The 20,250-nt window shown below is 48.1% G+C and carries 13 protein-coding genes, 4 tRNA genes, 3 rRNA genes and 1 riboswitch; of the genes, 12 read left to right on the forward strand and 8 right to left on the reverse strand.

The genetic code is table 11. The features are described from left to right. Nucleotides 1-10: 10 nt before the first annotated feature. Both AC3D28_RS17690 and AC3D28_RS17695 read left to right on the forward strand, forming a co-directional pair. Entirely contained in the window at nucleotides 11-1,105 is a 1,095-nt protein-coding gene (locus AC3D28_RS17690; RefSeq protein ID WP_488536174.1) for a NapC/NirT family cytochrome c, read from the forward strand. Nucleotides 1,106-1,127: 22 nt separating this feature from the next. Next, entirely contained in the window at nucleotides 1,128-3,575 is a 2,448-nt protein-coding gene (locus AC3D28_RS17695) for a molybdopterin guanine dinucleotide-containing S/N-oxide reductase (RefSeq protein ID WP_098414469.1), read from the forward strand. 96 nt (nucleotides 3,576-3,671) lie between these two features. On the opposite strand, the gene thiE is transcribed toward AC3D28_RS17695, so the two are convergent. The 7 genes from thiE to thiD form a co-directional block, all read right to left on the reverse strand. Next, the gene (thiE, locus tag AC3D28_RS17700) at nucleotides 3,672-4,286 is read right to left on the reverse strand and encodes a thiamine phosphate synthase (RefSeq protein ID WP_488536175.1); all 615 of its coding nucleotides are present in this window, start codon (nucleotides 4,284-4,286) and stop codon (nucleotides 3,672-3,674) included. Nucleotides 4,287-4,349: 63 nt separating this feature from the next. Continuing rightward, a complete protein-coding gene (gene thiM, locus AC3D28_RS17705) occupies nucleotides 4,350-5,141 on the reverse strand; it encodes a hydroxyethylthiazole kinase (protein ID WP_488536176.1) in 792 nt (263 codons plus the stop codon). A gap of 18 nt (nucleotides 5,142-5,159) precedes the next feature. Continuing rightward, nucleotides 5,160-5,822, reverse strand: a complete 663-nt coding sequence (gene tenA / locus AC3D28_RS17710) for a thiaminase II (protein WP_488536177.1) — start codon at nucleotides 5,820-5,822, stop codon at nucleotides 5,160-5,162. Between the two features lie 18 nt (nucleotides 5,823-5,840). After that, a complete protein-coding gene (locus AC3D28_RS17715; RefSeq protein WP_488536178.1) occupies nucleotides 5,841-6,791 on the reverse strand; it encodes an ABC transporter substrate-binding protein in 951 nt (316 codons plus the stop codon). Between the two features lie 22 nt (nucleotides 6,792-6,813). Beyond that, entirely contained in the window at nucleotides 6,814-7,614 is an 801-nt protein-coding gene (locus tag AC3D28_RS17720; RefSeq protein ID WP_488536179.1) for an ABC transporter permease, read from the reverse strand. Beyond that, a complete protein-coding gene (locus tag AC3D28_RS17725) occupies nucleotides 7,607-8,398 on the reverse strand; it encodes an ABC transporter ATP-binding protein (RefSeq protein WP_488536180.1) in 792 nt (263 codons plus the stop codon). Before AC3D28_RS17725 ends, AC3D28_RS17720 begins: the two co-directional genes overlap by 8 nt. Further along, nucleotides 8,388-9,245: a bifunctional hydroxymethylpyrimidine kinase/phosphomethylpyrimidine kinase gene (gene thiD, locus AC3D28_RS17730; RefSeq protein WP_488536181.1), complete on the reverse strand. Its 858-nt coding sequence runs from the start codon at nucleotides 9,243-9,245 to the stop codon at nucleotides 8,388-8,390. Before thiD ends, AC3D28_RS17725 begins: the two co-directional genes overlap by 11 nt. Nucleotides 9,246-9,344: 99 nt before the next feature. Next, a riboswitch (TPP riboswitch) is annotated at nucleotides 9,345-9,455 on the reverse strand. A gap of 328 nt (nucleotides 9,456-9,783) precedes the next feature. Here thiD and AC3D28_RS17735 point away from each other — a divergent pair. Then, the gene (locus tag AC3D28_RS17735) at nucleotides 9,784-11,169 is read left to right on the forward strand and encodes a TldD/PmbA family protein (protein ID WP_488536182.1); all 1,386 of its coding nucleotides are present in this window, start codon (nucleotides 9,784-9,786) and stop codon (nucleotides 11,167-11,169) included. Beyond that, entirely contained in the window at nucleotides 11,169-12,512 is a 1,344-nt protein-coding gene (locus AC3D28_RS17740) for a TldD/PmbA family protein (protein WP_488536183.1), read from the forward strand. Before AC3D28_RS17735 ends, AC3D28_RS17740 begins: the two co-directional genes overlap by 1 nt. An 80-nt stretch (nucleotides 12,513-12,592) precedes the next feature. Here the strand turns inward: AC3D28_RS17740 and trmY are convergent, their stop codons facing one another. Beyond that, entirely contained in the window at nucleotides 12,593-13,192 is a 600-nt protein-coding gene (gene trmY / locus AC3D28_RS17745; RefSeq protein WP_488536184.1) for a tRNA (pseudouridine(54)-N(1))-methyltransferase TrmY, read from the reverse strand. 158 nt (nucleotides 13,193-13,350) lie between these two features. Here trmY and AC3D28_RS17750 point away from each other — a divergent pair, with 158 nt between their 5' ends. The 8 genes from AC3D28_RS17750 (at nucleotide 13,351) to AC3D28_RS17785 (ending at nucleotide 19,973) form a co-directional block, all read left to right on the forward strand. Next, nucleotides 13,351-13,875 (forward strand): DUF3087 domain-containing protein, encoded by a 525-nt coding sequence (locus AC3D28_RS17750; protein ID WP_488536185.1) that lies wholly within the window; start codon nucleotides 13,351-13,353, stop codon nucleotides 13,873-13,875. 522 nt (nucleotides 13,876-14,397) lie between these two features. Continuing rightward, nucleotides 14,398-15,950 (forward strand): 16S ribosomal RNA (locus AC3D28_RS17755). A gap of 88 nt (nucleotides 15,951-16,038) precedes the next feature. Continuing rightward, a tRNA-Glu gene (locus AC3D28_RS17760) sits at nucleotides 16,039-16,114 on the forward strand. A 2-nt stretch (nucleotides 16,115-16,116) separates the two neighbouring features. Beyond that, nucleotides 16,117-16,192: transfer RNA gene (locus AC3D28_RS17765), tRNA-Lys, on the forward strand. A 43-nt stretch (nucleotides 16,193-16,235) separates the two neighbouring features. Further along, nucleotides 16,236-16,311, forward strand: a tRNA-Val gene (locus tag AC3D28_RS17770). A gap of 349 nt (nucleotides 16,312-16,660) precedes the next feature. Then, nucleotides 16,661-19,550, forward strand: a 23S ribosomal RNA gene (locus AC3D28_RS17775). 114 nt (nucleotides 19,551-19,664) lie between these two features. After that, a 5S ribosomal RNA gene (gene rrf, locus AC3D28_RS17780) occupies nucleotides 19,665-19,781 on the forward strand. Together the 16S, 23S and 5S rRNA genes with 4 tRNA genes alongside form the textbook arrangement of a ribosomal RNA operon. 101 nt (nucleotides 19,782-19,882) lie before the next feature. Continuing rightward, nucleotides 19,883-19,973: transfer RNA gene (locus AC3D28_RS17785), tRNA-Ser, on the forward strand. Nucleotides 19,974-20,250 lie beyond the last annotated feature (277 nt).

Consider the following 20,250-nt stretch of genomic DNA (forward strand, 5'->3'; position numbering starts at 1 on the left):
GTTGCAAATTATGTCAATAAAGAAACGGTATGTCGCATTGCTGGCTGTTGCTGGCATTGTTGTGGGTTGGTTAACATTAGGCGGAACCGCAGCGGTGATGCATTACACCTCTGATACTGAGTTTTGTCTCTCGTGCCATTCTATGGAAGCCCCTTATAAAGAGTACCAAGGATCCGTTCACTTCAGTAATGCTCAAGGCATCCGTGCGGAGTGTTCTGACTGTCATATCCCACAAGAGCCAATGGATTACCTGATCACGAAAATTCGTGCATCAAAGGACATCTACCACGAATTTGTCACGGGCAAAATTGACACGCCTGAGAAGTACGAAGCGCACCGTAAAGAAATGGCGGAAACCGTATGGGCTCAGTTCCGTGAAAACGATTCGGCAACGTGTCGTTCTTGTCATGAGTTTGATGCGATGGAAGAGTTTGAACAATCTCGTGATGCTGCGAAAATGCACGAGTACGCAAAAGCGAATGATCAAACCTGTATCGATTGTCATAAGGGCGCTGCGCACTTTGCACCTGAAGCGGAGTTAGACAGCAAAGCGTTCGAAACCTTGATGAGCTTTACCACAGCAACATCACCTGATGCCAAGGTGGTCTACCCGGTTACGGCGGTCACTATGGGCGACATGGGCACCATTAATCCGACAACTAAGTTGGAAGTGATGAGTGCGGAAGGTGATGAGCGTACCGTTAAGCTGAATGCATTCCAAATGAAAGGCGCAGAACAAGTGCTGTACATGGGAGACGGCCAGCGTGCCATTGTGGCAACCTTAACCGAGAAAGGCCAACAAGCGGTTGAGGGCGGCGAGTTCCAAGCTGACGTATATGGCAACGAGTGGCGCTCTGTTTCTTTAATTGGCACGATTAACTCACCAGTTGTGGATACGCTTGAGCCTGTATGGTCATACGCGGAAGAGCTGGACAATGTGTACTGTTCAACTTGTCACGCAAAAATTCCTTCAAATCACTTCACGGTGAATGCATGGGGACCTGTGGCGAAGAGTATGGGTGATCGCACGGATATTACGGCCGAAAACCTAGAAATTCTAACGAAGTTCTTCCAGCACCACGCGAAAGATGTGGTTGGTCACTAACGATAAATAGAAGGATAAGATAATGACTAATTTAACCCGTCGTGGATTTCTAAAAGGCACAGGTATGGCGGCTGGCGCCATGGCATTTACTTCGTTTGCGCCCATGTCAATGGCTTCATCAAACCAGCGTGGTAAAGGTGTTTTGACTGCAGGTCGTATGGGCCCAATGCTGTGTGAAGTGAAAGATGGCAAACTCGTTTCTACGACGAATGCACTGCCTCAAACGGTGCCTAACAGTTTGCAAACCACAGGCCCTGACCAAGTTCATACTAAGGCTCGCGTGAAATATCCTATGGTTCGTAAAGGTTATCTCGCGAACCCATCGGCACCAGAAGGTCTGCGTGGTAGTGACGAGTTTGTGCGTGTTTCTTGGGACGAAGTTTATAAGCTGATCCATACACAGCATATGCGCATCCGTAAAGAGCATGGCCCAGCGTCTGTGTTTGCCGGATCTTACGGTTGGCGTTCAAGTGGTGTTTTGCATAAGGCGCAAACCTTGCTGCAACGGTACATGAGCATGGCTGGTGGTTACTCTGGTCACTTGGGGGATTACTCGACAGGGGCGGCGCAAGTTATCATGCCACACGTTGTGGGTTCTATCGAAGTGTACGAGCAACAAACCACGTACCCTGTTGTGCTTGAGCACAGTGACGTGGTGGTACTTTGGGGCTTGAACCCCATCAATACGTTAAAAATTGCTTGGAGCTCGACCGATTGCGCTGGTCTTGAGTTTTTCCATCAATTGAAGCAGTCAGGCAAGACAGTGATTGCGATTGACCCAATTCGCTCAGAAACCATTGAGTTCTTTGGTGATAATGCAGAGTGGATCGCGCCGCATCCCATGACTGACGTCGCGATGATGATGGGCATTGCACATACTTTGATTAAACAAGGCAAGCACGATAAAGCCTTCCTTGATAAATACACCGAAGGGTACGACAAATTCGAAGCGTACCTAATGGGTGAAGAAGATGGCGTAGAGAAATCCGCGGAGTGGGCATCTCAAATCTGTGGTGTACCTACGCAACAGTTAGAGCTGTTGGCTGATATTTTCAGTAAAAACCGCACCATGTTGATGGCGGGTTGGGGGATGCAGCGCCAACAATATGGTGAGCAACGTCACTGGATGCTAGTCACACTGGCAACCATGTTGGGCCAAATCGGTTTACCGGGTGGTGGTTTTGGTTTTTCATACCATTATTCAAACGGTGGTAACCCTACTCGAGACGCTGGCGTACTGCCTGCTATTTCATCGTCACTCGGTGGTGACTCTTCTGCGGGTAATGACTGGGCGGTATCTGGTGCAGAACAAAGCTTCCCAGTGGCACGTATCGTTGAAGCGTTGGAAAATCCGGGTAAGTCGTACCACCACAATGGGCATGAACTTACCTTCCCAGATATCAAGATGATTTGGTGGGCTGGCGGTGCAAACTTTACCCACCATCAGGATACTAACCGCCTGATCAAAGCGTGGCAGAAACCAGAACTGATCGTCATTTCCGAGCCTTACTGGACGGCTGCCGCGAAACATGCGGATATTGTATTGCCTATCACGACATCGTTTGAGCGTAATGACCTCACGATGACGGGTGACTACAGTAATCAGCATTTGGTGCCGATGAAACAAGTGGTTGAGCCTCAAGGTGAAGCGCGTCATGACTTTGATGTATTCGCAGACATGGCTGAGCTGTTAGCGCCGGGTGGGCGTGATGTTTATACTGAAGGCAAAACGGAGATGGAGTGGTTGTACGGCTTCTACAAAGTGGCACAACAAGGCGGTCGTGCTTCTCGGGTGCCGATGCCTAATTTCAGCAAATTCTGGGAAGACAATCAGTTAATCGAAATGAAGTGGAACGAGAAAAACGCACAGTTTGTTCGTTACGCGAGTTTCCGTGAAGATCCGATCATGAATCCGCTTGGTACACCAAGTGGTAAGATTGAAATTTTCTCGAAAACGATTGAAGGCTATCAATTAGAAGATTGTCCACCGCATCCAACCTGGATGGACCCAACAGAGTACACAGGCAATGCGAAAGAGGGTGAATTGCAGCTGATGACAGCACACGCGGCACACCGTCTCCATAGCCAGTTTAACTATGCGAAGATCCGTGAAGAATACGCGATTGCAAATCGTGAACCAATTTGGATTCACCCTGATGATGCGAAAGCGCGTGGCATTAACACGGGCGACCTAGTTCGTGCGTTTAACAATCGTGGCCAAGTATTGGTTGGTGCGGAAGTGACGGATCGAATCAAACAAGGTTCCGTGTGTATTCACGAAGGCGGTTGGCCAGATTTGGATCCGAACTCCGGCATTTGTAAGAACGGCGGCTGCAACGTCCTAACGCTGGATATTCCAACGTCCCGCCTTGCAAACGGCTGTGCGGCCAACTCAGCACTGGTTCGTATTGAAAAATACACCGGGCCAGAATTAGAACTAACAGCGTTTGAACCACCCAAAAATGGCTAGATAAAAGTAGCGCTTAAAAGTAAGAAGCCAGCGAATCGCTGGCTTCTTTTTTATTTAACCGTCGTGCATATTTACGCGCCGCGAGGGGAAGATAAGTTAGTTCATCAATCCTAATAAATGGGTAGCCGCTGCTTTGGGATCTTCAGCATTGCAGATGGCAGAAACGAGCGCCAAACCATGCACACCTGTGGCGCTTATTTCTGGAATGTTGGTTTCGTTAATACCACCAATCGCAACAATGGGTAGAGGAGTGGTGTTAAGAGCCAGTTTCAAACCATCGATGCCCCAATGCTTTTTGGTATTGGCTTTGGTGGGTGTAGAAAAGATGGCGCTTAAACCGATGTAATCAATTAGCAAAGAATCCGCCTCTGCCAGCTGCTCTTCAGTCTCAATTGATAAGCCGAGAATCTTGTTAGGGCCAATCAATTGACGAGCGATCTTTGCTGGCATATCGGATTGCCCAAGATGGACACCATCGGCATCGACGGCAAGGGCAACATCGACACGATCATTGATGACTAACGGCACGCCGGTGTCTTTAAGGATCTCTTTAACCGCTTGGGCACGTTCGATAAATGCACGAACGTCACAATGTTTTTCGCGCACCTGTACCATGGTGACCCCACCTTCTACCGCCATTCTTACAACGTGTTTGAGAGTGGCTAAATCTTGTTGGTCGTCGGTGACCAAATACAAACGATAGGCGTTCATTGTGTTTCCTTTCGCCTCCCACTTTCGTTGGAGTGAGAGGCATTTAAATCATCGAGAAGCGGCTTATCGCACTTGCAATTTAAGACGCTTTGCCAGTGTATCTTCATCCAGTTGGTAAAGCTCATCCAACAGATGCATTTGCAAGCTACCTGGCCCACGCGCTTTTTCAGCGGCAATTTCACCCGCCACGCCAAGCACCGCTGCCGCGGCTAGACCCATTTCGTCACCGACTGCCGCAAACGCGCCGGTTAAAGCCGTTAACGTACAGCCCATGCCGGTTACATATGGCATCATTTCATGACCGTTGTTAAGCTGAATGATTTGCTCTTTCGTGACGATATAGTCGGTCTCGCCGGAGATCACGACGTTCGCTCCGTATTCTGCCACTAAGCAGTGTGCCGCGCTAAGTGCGGCATCGCTGCTATCGAGCGCATCCACGCCTTTGCTTTGTGCTTGCTCGCCTGCAAGAGCAATGATTTCTGACGCATTACCACGGATGATCAGCTTGTTTGCTAGACGAGCGACCTCGCGAGAAGTCTCGGTACGCAAAGTGCTTGCGCCACAACCGACAGGGTCAAGTATGACGACTTTTTCGTTTGCGTTCGCTTGCTCGACGGCATGGTTCATGCGTGGAATCCAAGCACTGTCTAGAGTGCCGATATTGATTACGAGTGCCCCAGAAAACGACATCATTTCTGCCATTTCTTGTGTTGAGTGCGCCATGATCGGCGATGCACCGATAGCCAACAGAGCGTTCGCGGTGTTGTTCATCACCACGTAGTTGGTAATGTTCACAACCAGTGGCTTTTGCTGACGTACTGCGGTTAATGCTTGGGTGATTTGTTCTATTAACATGAGATTCTCCAATGAACCTTATTGCGCGTTCAGACCTTGCTGCCAAAACGCCACTTCCATACGGGTTGCGGTTTTGAAAACCTGAATTAGGTTTTGACCGCGTTGGCTGTGGATGTCGATTTCAGCCAGTAGCTGGTTAAAGTGCTCGGCTCCTGCTGCTGCGCCAGACTGGAATTCTTCACCACCATACAAGTTGATCCAAGTGGCGTACGGATTGCCTTCGAGCAGCGTGTTTTTATCGTTCACCAGCCTTGTGCCTATCACGGCGTAACCAATAGAACACGGTGCTAGCGCGGCGTATAAGTCAACCAAATCACCGGTCATGCCGGCATCCAACACGTAGCGGGTGTAAGCTACCGTACCAAAATCTTCCGGTTCGTTTTCGAGATCCGATTCCGTTAAACCCCATTGACCGCAGTAGGTCACATGATGAGCAATTTCGGAATCAAGCAGTGCATGCACACTTGGTAGTGCGCGGCGCATGTCATCCAAAGTACGCGCTTTGTAGATAGCCAGCGCATAAGCTCGCGCGTACTGTTTTAGGAATAAGAAATCTTGCTTCAAGTAATGCAGAAAACAAGGCTGAGCCAGTGTGCCTTTAGCCAATTGCTGCACGAAGGCATGCTCGGTGTATTCTTGCCAATCTTGGCGGCAAGCGTCGATTAAATCTTGATATTTCATAATTGGGCTGCCTCGTAATTAGTTAAAGCTCGGTACGTAATCTTTCGCTTTTGGTCGCGTTTCGATGATTTTTTGTGAGTACATGAATTCGGCGTAATCGTCGTAGCGTTTTAGATCGACAGCCGATGGGCGAAGCGCGAAACGTGTTAACGTGTCATTCCAAGCGCGTTGGTTGAGTTCGTTATCTAGTGTGTCTGGTGAGTAAGCAACAAACTCTCGCCAAGACGCGTTGGGATGGTTGACGATATAAGTGGTCGCTTGCTCTAGCGCTTTGTTAAACGCTTTAATGGCTTTTTTGTCGTAGGTTTTTGCGTTTGCGACAAACACCAGTTCGTCATACGTTGGTACGCCGTATTCTTCAGGGAAGAAAGCTTTGGCTTTGTAACCTTCAAGGGCAAGTTGATTGGTTTCGAAGTTACGCAGGCCGCCCCAAATCGCGTCCACTTTCCCTGAGGCGAGCGATGAAGACAAAGCCCAACCCACGTTGATAATTTGCACGTCAGAAAACGCCACGTTCTCTTGCGCTAACATGGTCGCAATGGTTGCTTCTTCGTTGCCTGCGATCGCGATACCAATCTTTTTGTCTTTAAGGTCGCCAAGGTTGTCGTGCTCACCATTGTCTAACACCATCAAGGTATTCAGCGGCGTTGCAATAAGTGTTGCTGAGCGAATCAAAGGCAAACCTGCTGCAACGTCGATAGTGAGACTTGGCTGGTATGTGATAGCCATGTCCACTTTGCCTGCCGCGACCAATTTAGGTGGCGTGCTTGGGTCTGCGGGTTCTTGAATGTGCACTTTCAAGCCTTGTTCTTCAAAGTAACCACGCTCTTTGGCGATAATGATAGGGCCATGGTTTGGGTTGACGAACCAATCCAGCATCAGTGTCATGTCTTTTTCTGCTGCGAATACGTTAGTTGAGATAATCGAAGCGAGCAGAGCAGCCGCGTTCATGAGTTTGTTTTTATTCACGAGTTCTTCCTTTTTCATTTCTCTATTTATTTTCCCAGGGGATGGCTTTTTTCAATAATTTGTCGGTAATGAAATAAAGTGCGATAGACAGCGCGGCGAGAATAAACAGCGCCGCAAACATCTCATCGATAACCATGCGTGCGTTGGCTTGCAGCATCAGATAGCCCAAGCCTTCACTTGAGCCAACCCATTCACCTACCACGGCACCAATTGGTGCAATAACCACGGCAACGCGAATGCCTGAGGCGAGTGTTGGCAGGGCGGCTGGTAGCTGAATATGGCGCAGTAATTGCCACTTTGAAGCGCCCATGGTTTTGGCGAGGTCGAGATAGCCGGTAGGTGTGTTGCGCAGTCCGTCGTAACAACAAGTCGTCACAGGGAAAAAGATGATGATGGCCGCCATCACCACTTTAGAGGCGATGCCATAGCCGAGCCAAAGCATCAACACGGGCGCGATAGCAAATACTGGAATGGCTTGGCTAGCGATGAGAATCGGCAGTAGCCAACGTTTAAATGGTTCAAACATCAACATTTGCAGGGCGAACAGCAAGCCCATTGATAAACCGAGAGCGAGACCGAGCAAGATTTCTTGCGCCGTTACCCAAGTGTGTTTGAGTAGGATATCGTAGCGAGTGACCAGCCTATCCAGCACATCAACCGGTGATGGCAAGATGAAGTTTGGCAATTCGAAGATAACGACAACCAATTGCCATAGACTGAAAATCACCACCGTGCTGATCACTAGGCGCAACGCAGGGTGGGTGACACGTTCCTTTTTACGAATACGCGCTGAAACGGAGTTGTACTGAGTCATGTCACTCATAGTCTTTCTCCAACTGATCCAAAATCGCTTGCTGTAATGTTGCGCATTTTCCATCAAGTAGGCGAGGTGGTTGTGAATCAGGCACATCAAGGTGCTGCGCTTGAGCAGGCGTGCCTTGCAATACATAGAGTTGGTGTGCCAATCGCACCGCTTCTTGTGGATCGTGCGTAATCAACACCACGGTTTTACCTTTAAGCAGTTCGGCAGATAAGGCTTGCAGTTTATGGCGAGTCACAGCATCCAATGCTGAAAAAGGCTCGTCCATTAACACTAGCGGCTTGTCTTGCATCAAGGTGCGAGCAAGGGCGACGCGCTGGCGCATTCCTCCCGATAGCTGAGCGGGTTTTGTGTGTGTGTAGTCGGCCAGTCCTACTTGTTCCAATAACGTAAAAGCCCGTTGTTTCTCTTGATCTGGCTTCTTCGTTTCGGAATGAACTTTTGAATGAGAAAAGCGCGAACTCAGACAGACGTTGTCTAACACATTCAGCCATGGCAAAAGTAAATCTTGCTGTGCCATGTACGCGATTCGGTTATGCAAGGCAAAGCTATCCGTTAACCAAGCATTATCCACGCTAGTCAGTCCACCTTGCCATTCGACTTTGTCATTTAACAAGCCCGCGAGGTAGCGTAAGAGAGTGGTTTTGCCACAACCACTTCGGCCAAGTAATACGGTCCATTGCCCTGTAGGGATGGTCATGTTTACCTTTGCTAGAGTCGGCGTTTGGCTATCGTTGTATCGCAGGTAAGCATTGGTAAGTACAATGCCAATTGCTTTAGTGCCCATAGGTGTGACCAGCAAAGAAATGATGGACCGGGCCGTGACCTTTACCGACGTCCAGTTCATCGGCGTGGGCAATGGCTTGAGAGATATATTGCTTACTTAAATGTACGGCCTTGTGTAGGTTGTTACCTTGAGCAAGATATGAAGCGATCGCGGAAGAGAGCGTACAGCCCGTACCGTGAGTGTTTTGGGTTGGGAAACGCTTTGCGCTGAGTAATTCTGACGAATCTTGCATTATCAAAAGGTCGTTGCTGTTTTCATCTTTTTCTAAATGCCCTCCTTTTAGTAGCACAGCTTTTGCGCCCAGAGCCCGTAAGTCAGCGATCATGTCGTTCATTTCTGCTTCAGAGTGAGGAATGGGCTTGCCCGTCAGCGCAGCACCTTCAGGTAAGTTTGGAGTGATGATGTCTGCCAGAGGAATCAGCGTTTCTTTTAATGTACTGATTGCCGCTTGTTCCAGCAGTAAGTCACCGCTGGTGGCGACCATGACCGGATCAATAACCAGTCGCATTGGCTGATATTGTTTAATCTTATTCGCAACCACGTTAATGATGTTGGCGTCGGCTAGCATGCCGATTTTTACCGCAACGATATTGAGATCGGTGAATACGGCGTCGAGTTGGCTTTCAACGTGGTCAAGTGGGATCGGGAAAATGGCGGACACGCCCTGCGTGTTTTGTGATGTAATGGCGGTAATAACGGAGCACGCGAAACTGCCCGTAGCAGACATGGCTTTGATGTCTGCTTGAATACCTGCGCCGCCGCCGCTGTCAGATCCTGCGATCGTCAGTACGACTGGGGGGGATGATGAAGTAGTTGTGTGTGAGTGTCGCTGTATTGATTGCGCCATGGTCGCTCCTATTACAAGACGTACAGGAACTGACTTTGGCCTAGGCTGGGAAAGATCGGAGATCGATTCGCAAAGGTTAGCCGTTATGGTTCGGCTAGTGGCAAAGTATTAATAGTTCCCTACGCCAGTGCTAACTGAATCAGGTTCTACGGGTCTCGAATTTCGATCTCAGCCAATGCAGACTCTGTATTGGCTCCCCGACTATCTCGCTATGATGATAACAGTACAATTACTTCAGGGGTACGTTTTTTAATGGCCACAGTTATTGAGAGTTCATTTATGCGAAGTGAGTGGTAGAGTAACCTTGTATATCGTTGCTGTATCTACAACCTAAGGCCTTCTCGCTAAGCCAAGCATCTTAGAAACTCTCTGCGAAGTGTGCTGAAACGGGAATATTTACTAATCAATAGTGCTCTTATCTAACAGGGTTAACATAGAACAAGATTAAAGAATGTTGAAATTAAACGCGTTGCTAACGTAGCTTAGTATTAAAGGGTTACTTAGGAAGGTTAAAACGATTTATGAGCAAGGAGACTTCATGCTTAATTCGGTAACAGCGAAGTCAGTGATCGATCATGCTCTCTTTTTAGGGGCTGATTTCGCTGAACTATTCGTTGAACATCATCAAACCAACACCGTCCAGATTGCCTCTGGAGAGGTGGATAAGGTGAATTCGGGTATCGATTTTGGTATCGGGATTCGTCTCTTCTTCGGCCATAAAGTACTTTACGGTTACACCAACAGCACGGACGAAGCGGAGTTAAAACGTGTAACCTCATTGCTTGCAGCCAAAGACAAGCGTGATCAAATCGCATCAGCGGGTTCTTTGAATTTGACCCGCTACCCTGTTCTGCACGGTTCTCGTTTGCCACTGAGTAAAGATGCAAACCTCGATTCCAAAATTGCTTTTCTTTTGCAAGTTGATCACGCCACGCGTGCCGAAAGTGAGTACATCAGTCAGTTCATTGGTAGCGTGTTACAAAGAGAGCAGCAGGTAACCATCTTCAATTCAGAAGGGTTACATGTTGATGATACTCGTCACTACATTCGTGTCGCTGGGAATACTGTGGCGCAAAAAGGTAATGAGCAATCTTCCGGTATGGAAGGACCTGGCGCACTCGCCGGTTGGGAGTTCAGCGAGCAACTCGATGCGAGAGAGCTGGGTCAAACCATCGCTCAACAAGCACTTGTTAAACTCAGTGCAGATGCGTGCCCATCCGGTGAAATGCCCGTGGTGATTGGTCACGGCTTTGGCGGCGTTATTTTCCACGAAGCGTGTGGTCACTTGCTAGAAACCACTTCGGTTGCGAAGAAAGCCTCTGTTTTCCATGACAAAATGGGAGACATGATTGCGCATACCGCTGTCAGCGCAGTGGATGATGGCACCATGACCAACGAGTGGGGCTCAATCCATATTGATGATGAAGGTCTGCCAACACAGCGCACTCAGTTGATCAAAGATGGTCAGCTAACCAGCTTTATGGTCGACAAAATGGGTGGGATGAAAACGGGTTATGCGCCAACGGGTTCTGGCCGTCGCCAAAACTATAAATTCGCGCCTACTTCGCGGATGCGTAACACCTTTATTGAAGAAGGCGAGCATTCATTAGATGACATGCTTGCAGGCATCGAACGTGGTATCTACGCGAAGAAGATGGGCGGCGGTTCGGTTCAGCCGGGGACGGGGGAGTTCAATTTTGCCGTCCGTGAAGCCTACTTGGTTGAAAATGGCAAAATCACCAAACCTCTGAAAACCGCCACCCTTATTAGTACTGGGCCAAAAGTGTTGAAAGAAATCAGCATGGTGGGTAAAGACATGGCGCTTGCCGCTGGTATGTGTGGTTCAGTCAGTGGCGCGGTACCAACGGCAGTCGGTCAGCCAACGCTGAAAGTAGATAATATTCTGGTGGGAGGTGGTCGCTAATGAGCCAAGAACAACAACTTCTTAAGACGGTTGATTACGTCCTGTCAGAAGCCCAACGCCAAGGGGCAGAAGCGGATGTGATTGTTAATCGCAACAGCAGCTTTTCTCTGAAAGCAAACCAAGGTCAGTTAGACGAGTACAAAGTTAGCTCAAGCCAAGTGCTGGGTGTTCGAGTCGTGAAAGATGCCCGCGTGGCGACCAGTTACTCTGAATCATTAGAGCAACCAAGCTTAGATTTGATGCTGATGAACGCTTTGCAAAGTGCGCGTTTTTCGAAGCAAGATGAACATCAAGCCATCAGTTGCGTTAACAGTAAAATCACTACCGATGTGGCTGAGATTGCGCAAGAAGATACAGCGTCAGTGGATGAGAAAATCGAACTGTCGTTGGCACTTGAGCAAGGGGTAGTGGCTTTACCTCACGCTTCAAGCTCGCCATACAATGGTTACAGTGACGGTGAAACTCAGCTGATCATTGCTAACACACAAGGCACGTTATGCCAGCACTTCGAACGTTCGTTTCACTGTTACGCTTACACTTTGTTGGAGAAAAATGGCAAACAATCGATGGCAGGTAAAATGTCAGTAGGACGTTGTTTCGATGAGTTGAATTCAGCTTACTGTATCGAAGCCGGTTACAATCTAGCGCGTGATCTGCTTGATGGCGCACCAGTGGCAACAGGTAATTACCCAGCAATTTTCCACATTAATGCGCTAAGCAGCCTATTCGGTGCTTTCGGCAGTGCTTTTTCTGGTGTGAGTGCAGTGAAAGGCGTCACTCCACTAGGTGACAAGCTTGGTCAAAATGTTGCGAGTGAACTGATTTCTTTTACCGATGCGGCCTACATGCCCAATGGCATGGCAATTGTGGGTTTTGATAGTGAAGGTTTTGCAACTCAAGACAACGTGCTGATTGCCAATGGTCGGTTAAATACGCTTTTACATAACAGTCAAACAGCAAGTTACTTAGGTGCAGCATCAACGGCAAGTGCATCTCGCGGTGCGAAATCGAGCCTAGACGTATCAGCAAATCATAAAGTGATTGCGACAGGTCACAGTAGTGCGTCAGAAGTCAAAGCAGGTGAATACCTAGAGCTGGTTGAGCTGCAAGGTGTTCACTCTGGTGCAGACGCAGTCAGTGGTGACTTCTCATTTGGTGCAAGTGGCTTTTTGTGCCGAGATGGCCAGCGTGTTCAACCTGTGCGTGGAATCACTGTTGCGGGTAACTTCTACAAAATGTTGCAAGAAGTGGAAGCGGTAGGGGATAGTCAACTTATTAATGATAGTCACACGTTCTTCGCACCAGAGGTGCGTTTTGCTCGATTGAGTATTGGTGGCAAATAAGCCGCGTTCAGAAACACAGATACTACAAAAGAGGGTTCATTGGACCCTCTTTCATTACCTAATGACTTACACGTGAAAAACTAGAATTCGCGAATGTCCAATTCATTGTGGATCAACACCACACACTGAGAAGCAAATAGCATCTTAGGACCAAGGCTGATTTTCTCTGTGCCAAGACGCTTCAAGCTGTTGAATGATTTTTTCGGCATAGGAATGTGGTCGGTGAGCAAAAAACATGGATTCGTGGCAATTTCTGCGTCGCGAACGAATTCCCCTTTCTTGTCCAACATATATAGCTGGTGGTCTTCGGCCAGTTCTTGAACCAAGCGTTCGAAGCTTATTGTACGAACCGTAATACCAGGCTCAACTTTACGCAGCTCTTCTTTACCCATACCAACAGATGCATCCAAAGCGCGAGCGACGGTTGCAACCAGCGTTGATTCGTGGAAACCACCAATATTAGTGATGTCATTTGAGTGAATGGTTATCGTACGTGAGTAATCCTTGGTGCTCTCAAGAACCAAATGTACAACCACATCTTCACGGTGTGATTGAGCCACAAACATGGTATTCATCATGGTGTGAGCAAGGATCTCAGTATGCGCTTCGTTACCCACCCCTTCGAGTAGTGCTTTGCTCGTGGTTGGGGCGGCGCGAGCTCGTAAAACAAAAGAGCGCATGAATTTAACCTCTATATATGAAGAGTGAATGCGCGGGAGTATATACCCAAGCAGGGAAGGGATGCGAGTTTAATAGCAAATGTGAAATTACTTACAAAGCATCGATTGTGATGTGGGACCTGCCCGTTAAAATAGAGGCAACCTGTTAGGAGGGGTATATGGAAATTAAAAAAATAAACAAAGAAGTCTACAGAAAGAAAGTTAACCTTGTCATTGGTGGTTTTGTTGCTTTGCTTGCGATCTCTTCGCTCGCATTCAGTACCTTGTTAATTTCCCTCTTTGGTAATACTGATGTCGTGCAGGATCAATCGACGGGTAATTTTCATTGGAACTTAATTGGTGTCATCCTCGCTTTTGCCACATCTCTGTCTTTACTCAATCAATTTAAAACTCGACCTTATATGGAAGAAGTATGGTACGTATGGAAGTTAAAGCAACTGCATAATAAGATCTTTCGTAAACTCAAGAACATTAAAACGGCAGCAAGTGAAAATGACGTTAAAGCATTAACCATACTGAAGTTCTACTACACCACACAACGTCAAGTGTTCGAACTAGATAACAACACATTAACGATAAGTAGCGTAAACCAAGAATTAGAAGCAATAGAGGAAATTGAAGCGAATAAATTACTCACGCTTGATATTAATAGCTTTGAAGAAGCTTGGTTAGATACATATTGATCGTCAATTTGCTACTTAAACTTAACAAATTAGTACTAAAAACAAGCGCTTGGATAATATTTAACCGCTCAACGTTCTTTTTTTAATTTTTTTCTAAAAAAGGGTTGCCAAGAAAAATCATCTCCCTATAATTCGCCTCCGTTGTCAGGGCAAAGCGGAAACGCAAAAGCGGTTGGCAAATGAGGTGTAAAAAGATTCTAAAATTAATTCACAAAAGTGTTTGACACCAAGGTTTAGTTCATTAGAATACGCCTCCGCTTCGAGAGTAAATCTTACGAAGCACGCTCTTTAACAATATAGACCTATCAATCTGTGTGGGCACTCGTTGATGATAATCAAATTAGAAACTTCTCTTAAATAAAGAGGGGCTTCAAATACGGTTTCAATGAACTGAGTGACCAATCGAGATTAACTTGTTTAATCTTGGCGCAGTCAATTCATTATCGTTCTGTTGGAACGATAATAGCTTTAAAATTACGTTTGTAGTTTTGAAGTCAGTATTCGTTGAGCCGACAAAATCTTAAATTGAAGAGTTTGATCATGGCTCAGATTGAACGCTGGCGGCAGGCCTAACACATGCAAGTCGAGCGGAAACGACAACATTGAGCCTTCGGGTGATTTGTTGGGCGTCGAGCGGCGGACGGGTGAGTAATGCCTAGGAAATTGCCCTGATGTGGGGGATAACCATTGGAAACGATGGCTAATACCGCATAATGCCTACGGGCCAAAGAGGGGGACCTTCGGGCCTCTCGCGTCGGGATATGCCTAGGTGGGATTAGCTAGTTGGTGAGGTAAGAGCTCACCAAGGCGACGATCCCTAGCTGGTCTGAGAGGATGATCAGCCACACTGGAACTGAGACACGGTCCAGACTCCTACGGGAGGCAGCAGTGGGGAATATTGCACAATGGGCGCAAGCCTGATGCAGCCATGCCGCGTGTATGAAGAAGGCCTTCGGGTTGTAAAGTACTTTCAGTCGTGAGGAAGGGGATATCGTTAATAGCGATATTCTTTGACGTTAGCGACAGAAGAAGCACCGGCTAACTCCGTGCCAGCAGCCGCGGTAATACGGAGGGTGCGAGCGTTAATCGGAATTACTGGGCGTAAAGCGCATGCAGGTGGTTTGTTAAGTCAGATGTGAAAGCCCGGGGCTCAACCTCGGAATAGCATTTGAAACTGGCAGACTAGAGTACTGTAGAGGGGGGTAGAATTTCAGGTGTAGCGGTGAAATGCGTAGAGATCTGAAGGAATACCAGTGGCGAAGGCGGCCCCCTGGACAGATACTGACACTCAGATGCGAAAGCGTGGGGAGCAAACAGGATTAGATACCCTGGTAGTCCACGCCGTAAACGATGTCTACTTGGAGGTTGTGGCCTTGAGCCGTGGCTTTCGGAGCTAACGCGTTAAGTAGACCGCCTGGGGAGTACGGTCGCAAGATTAAAACTCAAATGAATTGACGGGGGCCCGCACAAGCGGTGGAGCATGTGGTTTAATTCGATGCAACGCGAAGAACCTTACCTACTCTTGACATCCAGAGAAGCCGGAAGAGATTCTGGTGTGCCTTCGGGAGCTCTGAGACAGGTGCTGCATGGCTGTCGTCAGCTCGTGTTGTGAAATGTTGGGTTAAGTCCCGCAACGAGCGCAACCCTTATCCTTGTTTGCCAGCGAGTAATGTCGGGAACTCCAGGGAGACTGCCGGTGATAAACCGGAGGAAGGTGGGGACGACGTCAAGTCATCATGGCCCTTACGAGTAGGGCTACACACGTGCTACAATGGCGCATACAGAGGGCGGCGAGCCAGCGATGGTGAGCGAATCCCAAAAAGTGCGTCGTAGTCCGGATTGGAGTCTGCAACTCGACTCCATGAAGTCGGAATCGCTAGTAATCGTGGATCAGAATGCCACGGTGAATACGTTCCCGGGCCTTGTACACACCGCCCGTCACACCATGGGAGTGGGCTGCAAAAGAAGTAGGTAGTTTAACCTTCGGGGGGACGCTTACCACTTTGTGGTTCATGACTGGGGTGAAGTCGTAACAAGGTAGCGCTAGGGGAACCTGGCGCTGGATCACCTCCTTATACGAAAGATTATTGCGATGAGTGTTCACACAGATTGATACGGTTTATAAAGTTTAAGAGAAAGTAAGTGCCCAACACTTACACTAGTGTCCCGTTCGTCTAGAGGCCTAGGACACCGCCCTTTCACGGCGGTAACAGGGGTTCGACTCCCCTACGGGATACCATTGGGTCGTTAGCTCAGTTGGTAGAGCAGTTGACTTTTAATCAATTGGTCGCAGGTTCGAATCCTGCACGACCCACCATTTCCTTCCACGGAAATGCTTACTTTAGGTAAGAAAACAATGTGGGCGATTAGCTCAGTTGGGAGAGCACCTGCCTTACAAGCAGGGGGTCACTGGTTCGAGCCCGGTATCGCCCACCATTCTCTAAGTATTTTTGGAATAAAACTCAAAACCAGAGCAAGCAATTGATACTGGTTCGCATTGTTGAATCTAAAAGTCTTTAGAAAATGAACTTCTTAGGAAGTGATTTGCTCTTTAACAATTTGGAAAGCTGACTGATAACAACAACGTTGTTATCAAATAAAGTTCTCAATGTTTATCTTTAAGATAAACACCAAAACAACACATTCAAGTGTTCTTGGGAATATCACTATTACAGTGATTATTCGAAATTGAGTCCGGCAAAATCGAAATGTCTCTCGCTCATTCAAATAATGAGAGACAACTTTGGTGATTTGAACATCAACTCGAAACTCCTTCGGGTTGTATGGTTAAGTGACTAAGCGTACACGGTGGATGCCTTGGCAGTCAGAGGCGATGAAGGACGTATTAACTTGCGATAAGCCCAGATTAGGCAGTAAAAGCCACTTGAGTCTGGGATTTCCGAATGGGGAAACCCACTTACATAAGTAAGTATCGCTGCGTGAATACATAGCGTAGCGAGGCGAACCGGGGGAACTGAAACATCTAAGTACCTCGAGGAAAAGAAATCAACCGAGATTCCGAAAGTAGCGGCGAGCGAAACTGGACTAGCCCTTAAGCTTTATAGGCGTCAGGTGAACAAGCTGGAAAGCTTGGCGATACAGGGTGATAGCCCCGTAACTGACGACGCATATGCAGTGAAATCGAGTAGGGCGGGACACGTGATATCCTGTCTGAATATGGGGGGACCATCCTCCAAGGCTAAATACTACTGACTGACCGATAGTGAACCAGTACCGTGAGGGAAAGGCGAAAAGAACCCCTGTGAGGGGAGTGAAATAGAACCTGAAACCGTGTACGTACAAGCAGTAGGAGCACCTTCGTGGTGTGACTGCGTACCTTTTGTATAATGGGTCAGCGACTTATATTCAGTGGCAAGGTTAACCATCTAGGGGAGCCGTAGCGAAAGCGAGTGTTAACTGCGCGACTTAGTCTCTGGATATAGACCCGAAACCAGGTGATCTAGCCATGGGCAGGTTGAAGATTGAGTAACATCAATTGGAGGACCGAACCGACTAATGTTGAAAAATTAGCGGATGACTTGTGGCTAGGGGTGAAAGGCCAATCAAACCTGGAGATAGCTGGTTCTCCCCGAAAGCTATTTAGGTAGCGCCTCGGACGAATACTACTGGGGGTAGAGCACTGTTAAGGCTAGGGGGTCATCCCGACTTACCAACCCTTTGCAAACTCCGAATACCAGTAAGTACTATCCGGGAGACACACGGCGGGTGCTAACGTCCGTCGTGGAGAGGGAAACAACCCAGACCGCCAGCTAAGGTCCCAAATTACTACTAAGTGGGAAACGATGTGGGAAGGCTCAGACAGCCAGGATGTTGGCTTAGAAGCAGCCATCATTTAAAGAAAGCGTAATAGCTCACTGGTCGAGTCGGCCTGCGCGGAAGATGTAACGGGGCTAAGTAGTAAACCGAAGCTGCGGCAATACTCTTCGAGTATTGGGTAGGGGAGCGTTCTGTAAGCGGTTGAAGGTGTGTCGTAAGGCACGCTGGACGTATCAGAAGTGCGAATGCTGACATGAGTAACGATAATGGGGGTGAAAAACCTCCACGCCGGAAGACCAAGGGTTCCTGTCCAACGTTAATCGGGGCAGGGTGAGTCGACCCCTAAGGCGAGGCCGAAAGGCGTAGTCGATGGGAAACGGGTTAATATTCCCGTACTCAATCAAATTGCGATGGGGGGACGGAGAAGGCTAGGTGGGCCTGGCGACGGTTGTCCAGGTTCAAGTGCGTAGGCTGAAGAGTTAGGTAAATCCGGCTCTTTTTAAGGCTGAGACACGACGTCGAGCATCTACGGATGTGAAGTCATTGATGCCATGCTTCCAGGAAAAGCCTCTAAGCTTCAGATTTGATGGAATCGTACCCCAAACCGACACAGGTGGTCGGGTAGAGAATACCAAGGCGCTTGAGAGAACTCGGGTGAAGGAACTAGGCAAAATGGTACCGTAACTTCGGGAGAAGGTACGCTCTTGGCGGTGAAGTCCCTTGCGGATGGAGCTACTAGGAGTCGCAGATACCAGGTGGCTGCAACTGTTTATTAAAAACACAGCACTGTGCAAAATCGTAAGATGACGTATACGGTGTGACGCCTGCCCGGTGCCGGAAGGTTAATTGATGGGGTTAGACTTCGGTCGACGCTCTTGATCGAAGCCCCGGTAAACGGCGGCCGTAACTATAACGGTCCTAAGGTAGCGAAATTCCTTGTCGGGTAAGTTCCGACCTGCACGAATGGCGTAATGATGGCCACGCTGTCTCCACCCGAGACTCAGTGAAATTGAAATCGCTGTGAAGATGCAGTGTACCCGCGGCTAGACGGAAAGACCCCGTGAACCTTTACTACAGCTTGGCACTGAACATTGACCCTACATGTGTAGGATAGGTGGGAGCCTTTGAAGCACGTACGCCAGTATGTGTGGAGGCAACCTTGAAATACCACCCTTGTAGTGTCGATGTTCTAACTTAGCCCCCTCATCGGGGGTGAGGACAGTGCCTGGTGGGTAGTTTGACTGGGGCGGTCTCCTCCCAAAGCGTAACGGAGGAGCACGAAGGTGGGCTAAACACGGTTGGACATCGTGTGGTTAGTGCAATGGCATAAGCCCGCTTGACTGCGAGAATGACAATTCGAGCAGGTGCGAAAGCAGGTCATAGTGATCCGATGGTTCTGAATGGAAGGGCCATCGCTCAACGGATAAAAGGTACTCCGGGGATAACAGGCTGATACCGCCCAAGAGTTCATATCGACGGCGGTGTTTGGCACCTCGATGTCGGCTCATCACATCCTGGGGCTGAAGTCGGTCCCAAGGGTATGGCTGTTCGCCATTTAAAGTGGTACGCGAGCTGGGTTTAGAACGTCGTGAGACAGTTCGGTCCCTATCTGCCGTGGGCGTTGGAGAATTGAAAGGGGCTGCTCCTAGTACGAGAGGACCGGAGTGGACGAACCTCTGGTGTTCGGGTTGTGTCGCCAGACGCATTGCCCGGTAGCTAAGTTCGGGATCGATAACCGCTGAAAGCATCTAAGCGGGAAGCGAGCCTTGAGATGAGTTCTCCCTGATACTTTAAGTATCCTAAAGGGTTGTCGTAGACTACGACGTTGATAGGCAGGGTGTGTAAGTGCTGCGAGGCATTGAGCTAACCTGTACTAATTGCCCGTGAGGCTTAACCATACAACACCCAAGGGGTTTTGATGGGCTCAATACAAGAAAACTTGATTGTGTTAAGAACTGAAACAGCTTTCCAGATTATTAATTACTGCGTTGGCGGTAGTTAAAAAGAATTTGCTTGGCGACCATAGCGTTTTGGACCCACCTGACTTCCATGCCGAACTCAGAAGTGAAACGAAATAGCGCCGATGGTAGTGTGGGGTTTCCCCATGTGAGAGTAGGACATCGCCAAGCTTTATTTATCGCTTTTGGATTTACCTTAATATTAAGGTGCCTCTGAAAGCAAAACTAAAATTTAGCATGATAAATAAGACTAAGTTTTAGTAACAATTTGTGGAGAGATGGCTGAGTGGTTGAAAGCACCGGTCTTGAAAACCGGCATACGTTAATAGCGTATCTAGGGTTCAAATCCCTATCTCTCCGCCACTTTTAACGAAAAACCGCTGTTCTTACAGCGGTTTTTTCGTATCTATTATCTTAAAACTATCTTGCATCGAAAAAAGTTCTGATGGGTTTACGCTTTTACGTGCATAACTGTTTATCCTAAATTGTTCAAACGCCCGATAACGGCATTACATTTTGCCTTATTCTTAAGCATTTTCCCGACGCTATTTCTGACCACTGACTGAAGTGAGTAATATTGCCGAAGTTCCACTCCATCCGATGGAATCACCAAATATCACTTTATTATTCCTGCTCGAAT

This window comes from Vibrio sp. TAP-3B (assembly GCF_057784735.1).

Excerpts from the sequence above, each read along its gene's own strand:
- thiD (WP_488536181.1), bottom strand. The coding sequence starts at position 9,245 with ATGGCGCAATCAATACAGCGACACTCACACACAACTACTTCATCATCC.
- AC3D28_RS17735 (WP_488536182.1), top strand. The coding sequence starts at position 9,784 with ATGCTTAATTCGGTAACAGCGAAGTCAGTGATCGATCATGCTCTCTTT.
- AC3D28_RS17740 (WP_488536183.1), top strand. The coding sequence starts at position 11,169 with ATGAGCCAAGAACAACAACTTCTTAAGACGGTTGATTACGTCCTGTCA.
- AC3D28_RS17695 (WP_098414469.1), top strand. The coding sequence starts at position 1,128 with ATGACTAATTTAACCCGTCGTGGATTTCTAAAAGGCACAGGTATGGCG.
- AC3D28_RS17750 (WP_488536185.1), top strand. The coding sequence starts at position 13,351 with ATGGAAATTAAAAAAATAAACAAAGAAGTCTACAGAAAGAAAGTTAAC.
- thiE (WP_488536175.1), bottom strand. The coding sequence starts at position 4,286 with ATGAACGCCTATCGTTTGTATTTGGTCACCGACGACCAACAAGATTTA.
- AC3D28_RS17690 (WP_488536174.1), top strand. The coding sequence starts at position 11 with ATGTCAATAAAGAAACGGTATGTCGCATTGCTGGCTGTTGCTGGCATT.
- AC3D28_RS17725 (WP_488536180.1), bottom strand. The coding sequence starts at position 8,398 with ATGGGCACTAAAGCAATTGGCATTGTACTTACCAATGCTTACCTGCGA.
- AC3D28_RS17720 (WP_488536179.1), bottom strand. The coding sequence starts at position 7,614 with ATGAGTGACATGACTCAGTACAACTCCGTTTCAGCGCGTATTCGTAAA.
- thiM (WP_488536176.1), bottom strand. The coding sequence starts at position 5,141 with ATGTTAATAGAACAAATCACCCAAGCATTAACCGCAGTACGTCAGCAA.
- trmY (WP_488536184.1), bottom strand. The coding sequence starts at position 13,192 with ATGCGCTCTTTTGTTTTACGAGCTCGCGCCGCCCCAACCACGAGCAAA.
- tenA (WP_488536177.1), bottom strand. The coding sequence starts at position 5,822 with ATGAAATATCAAGATTTAATCGACGCTTGCCGCCAAGATTGGCAAGAA.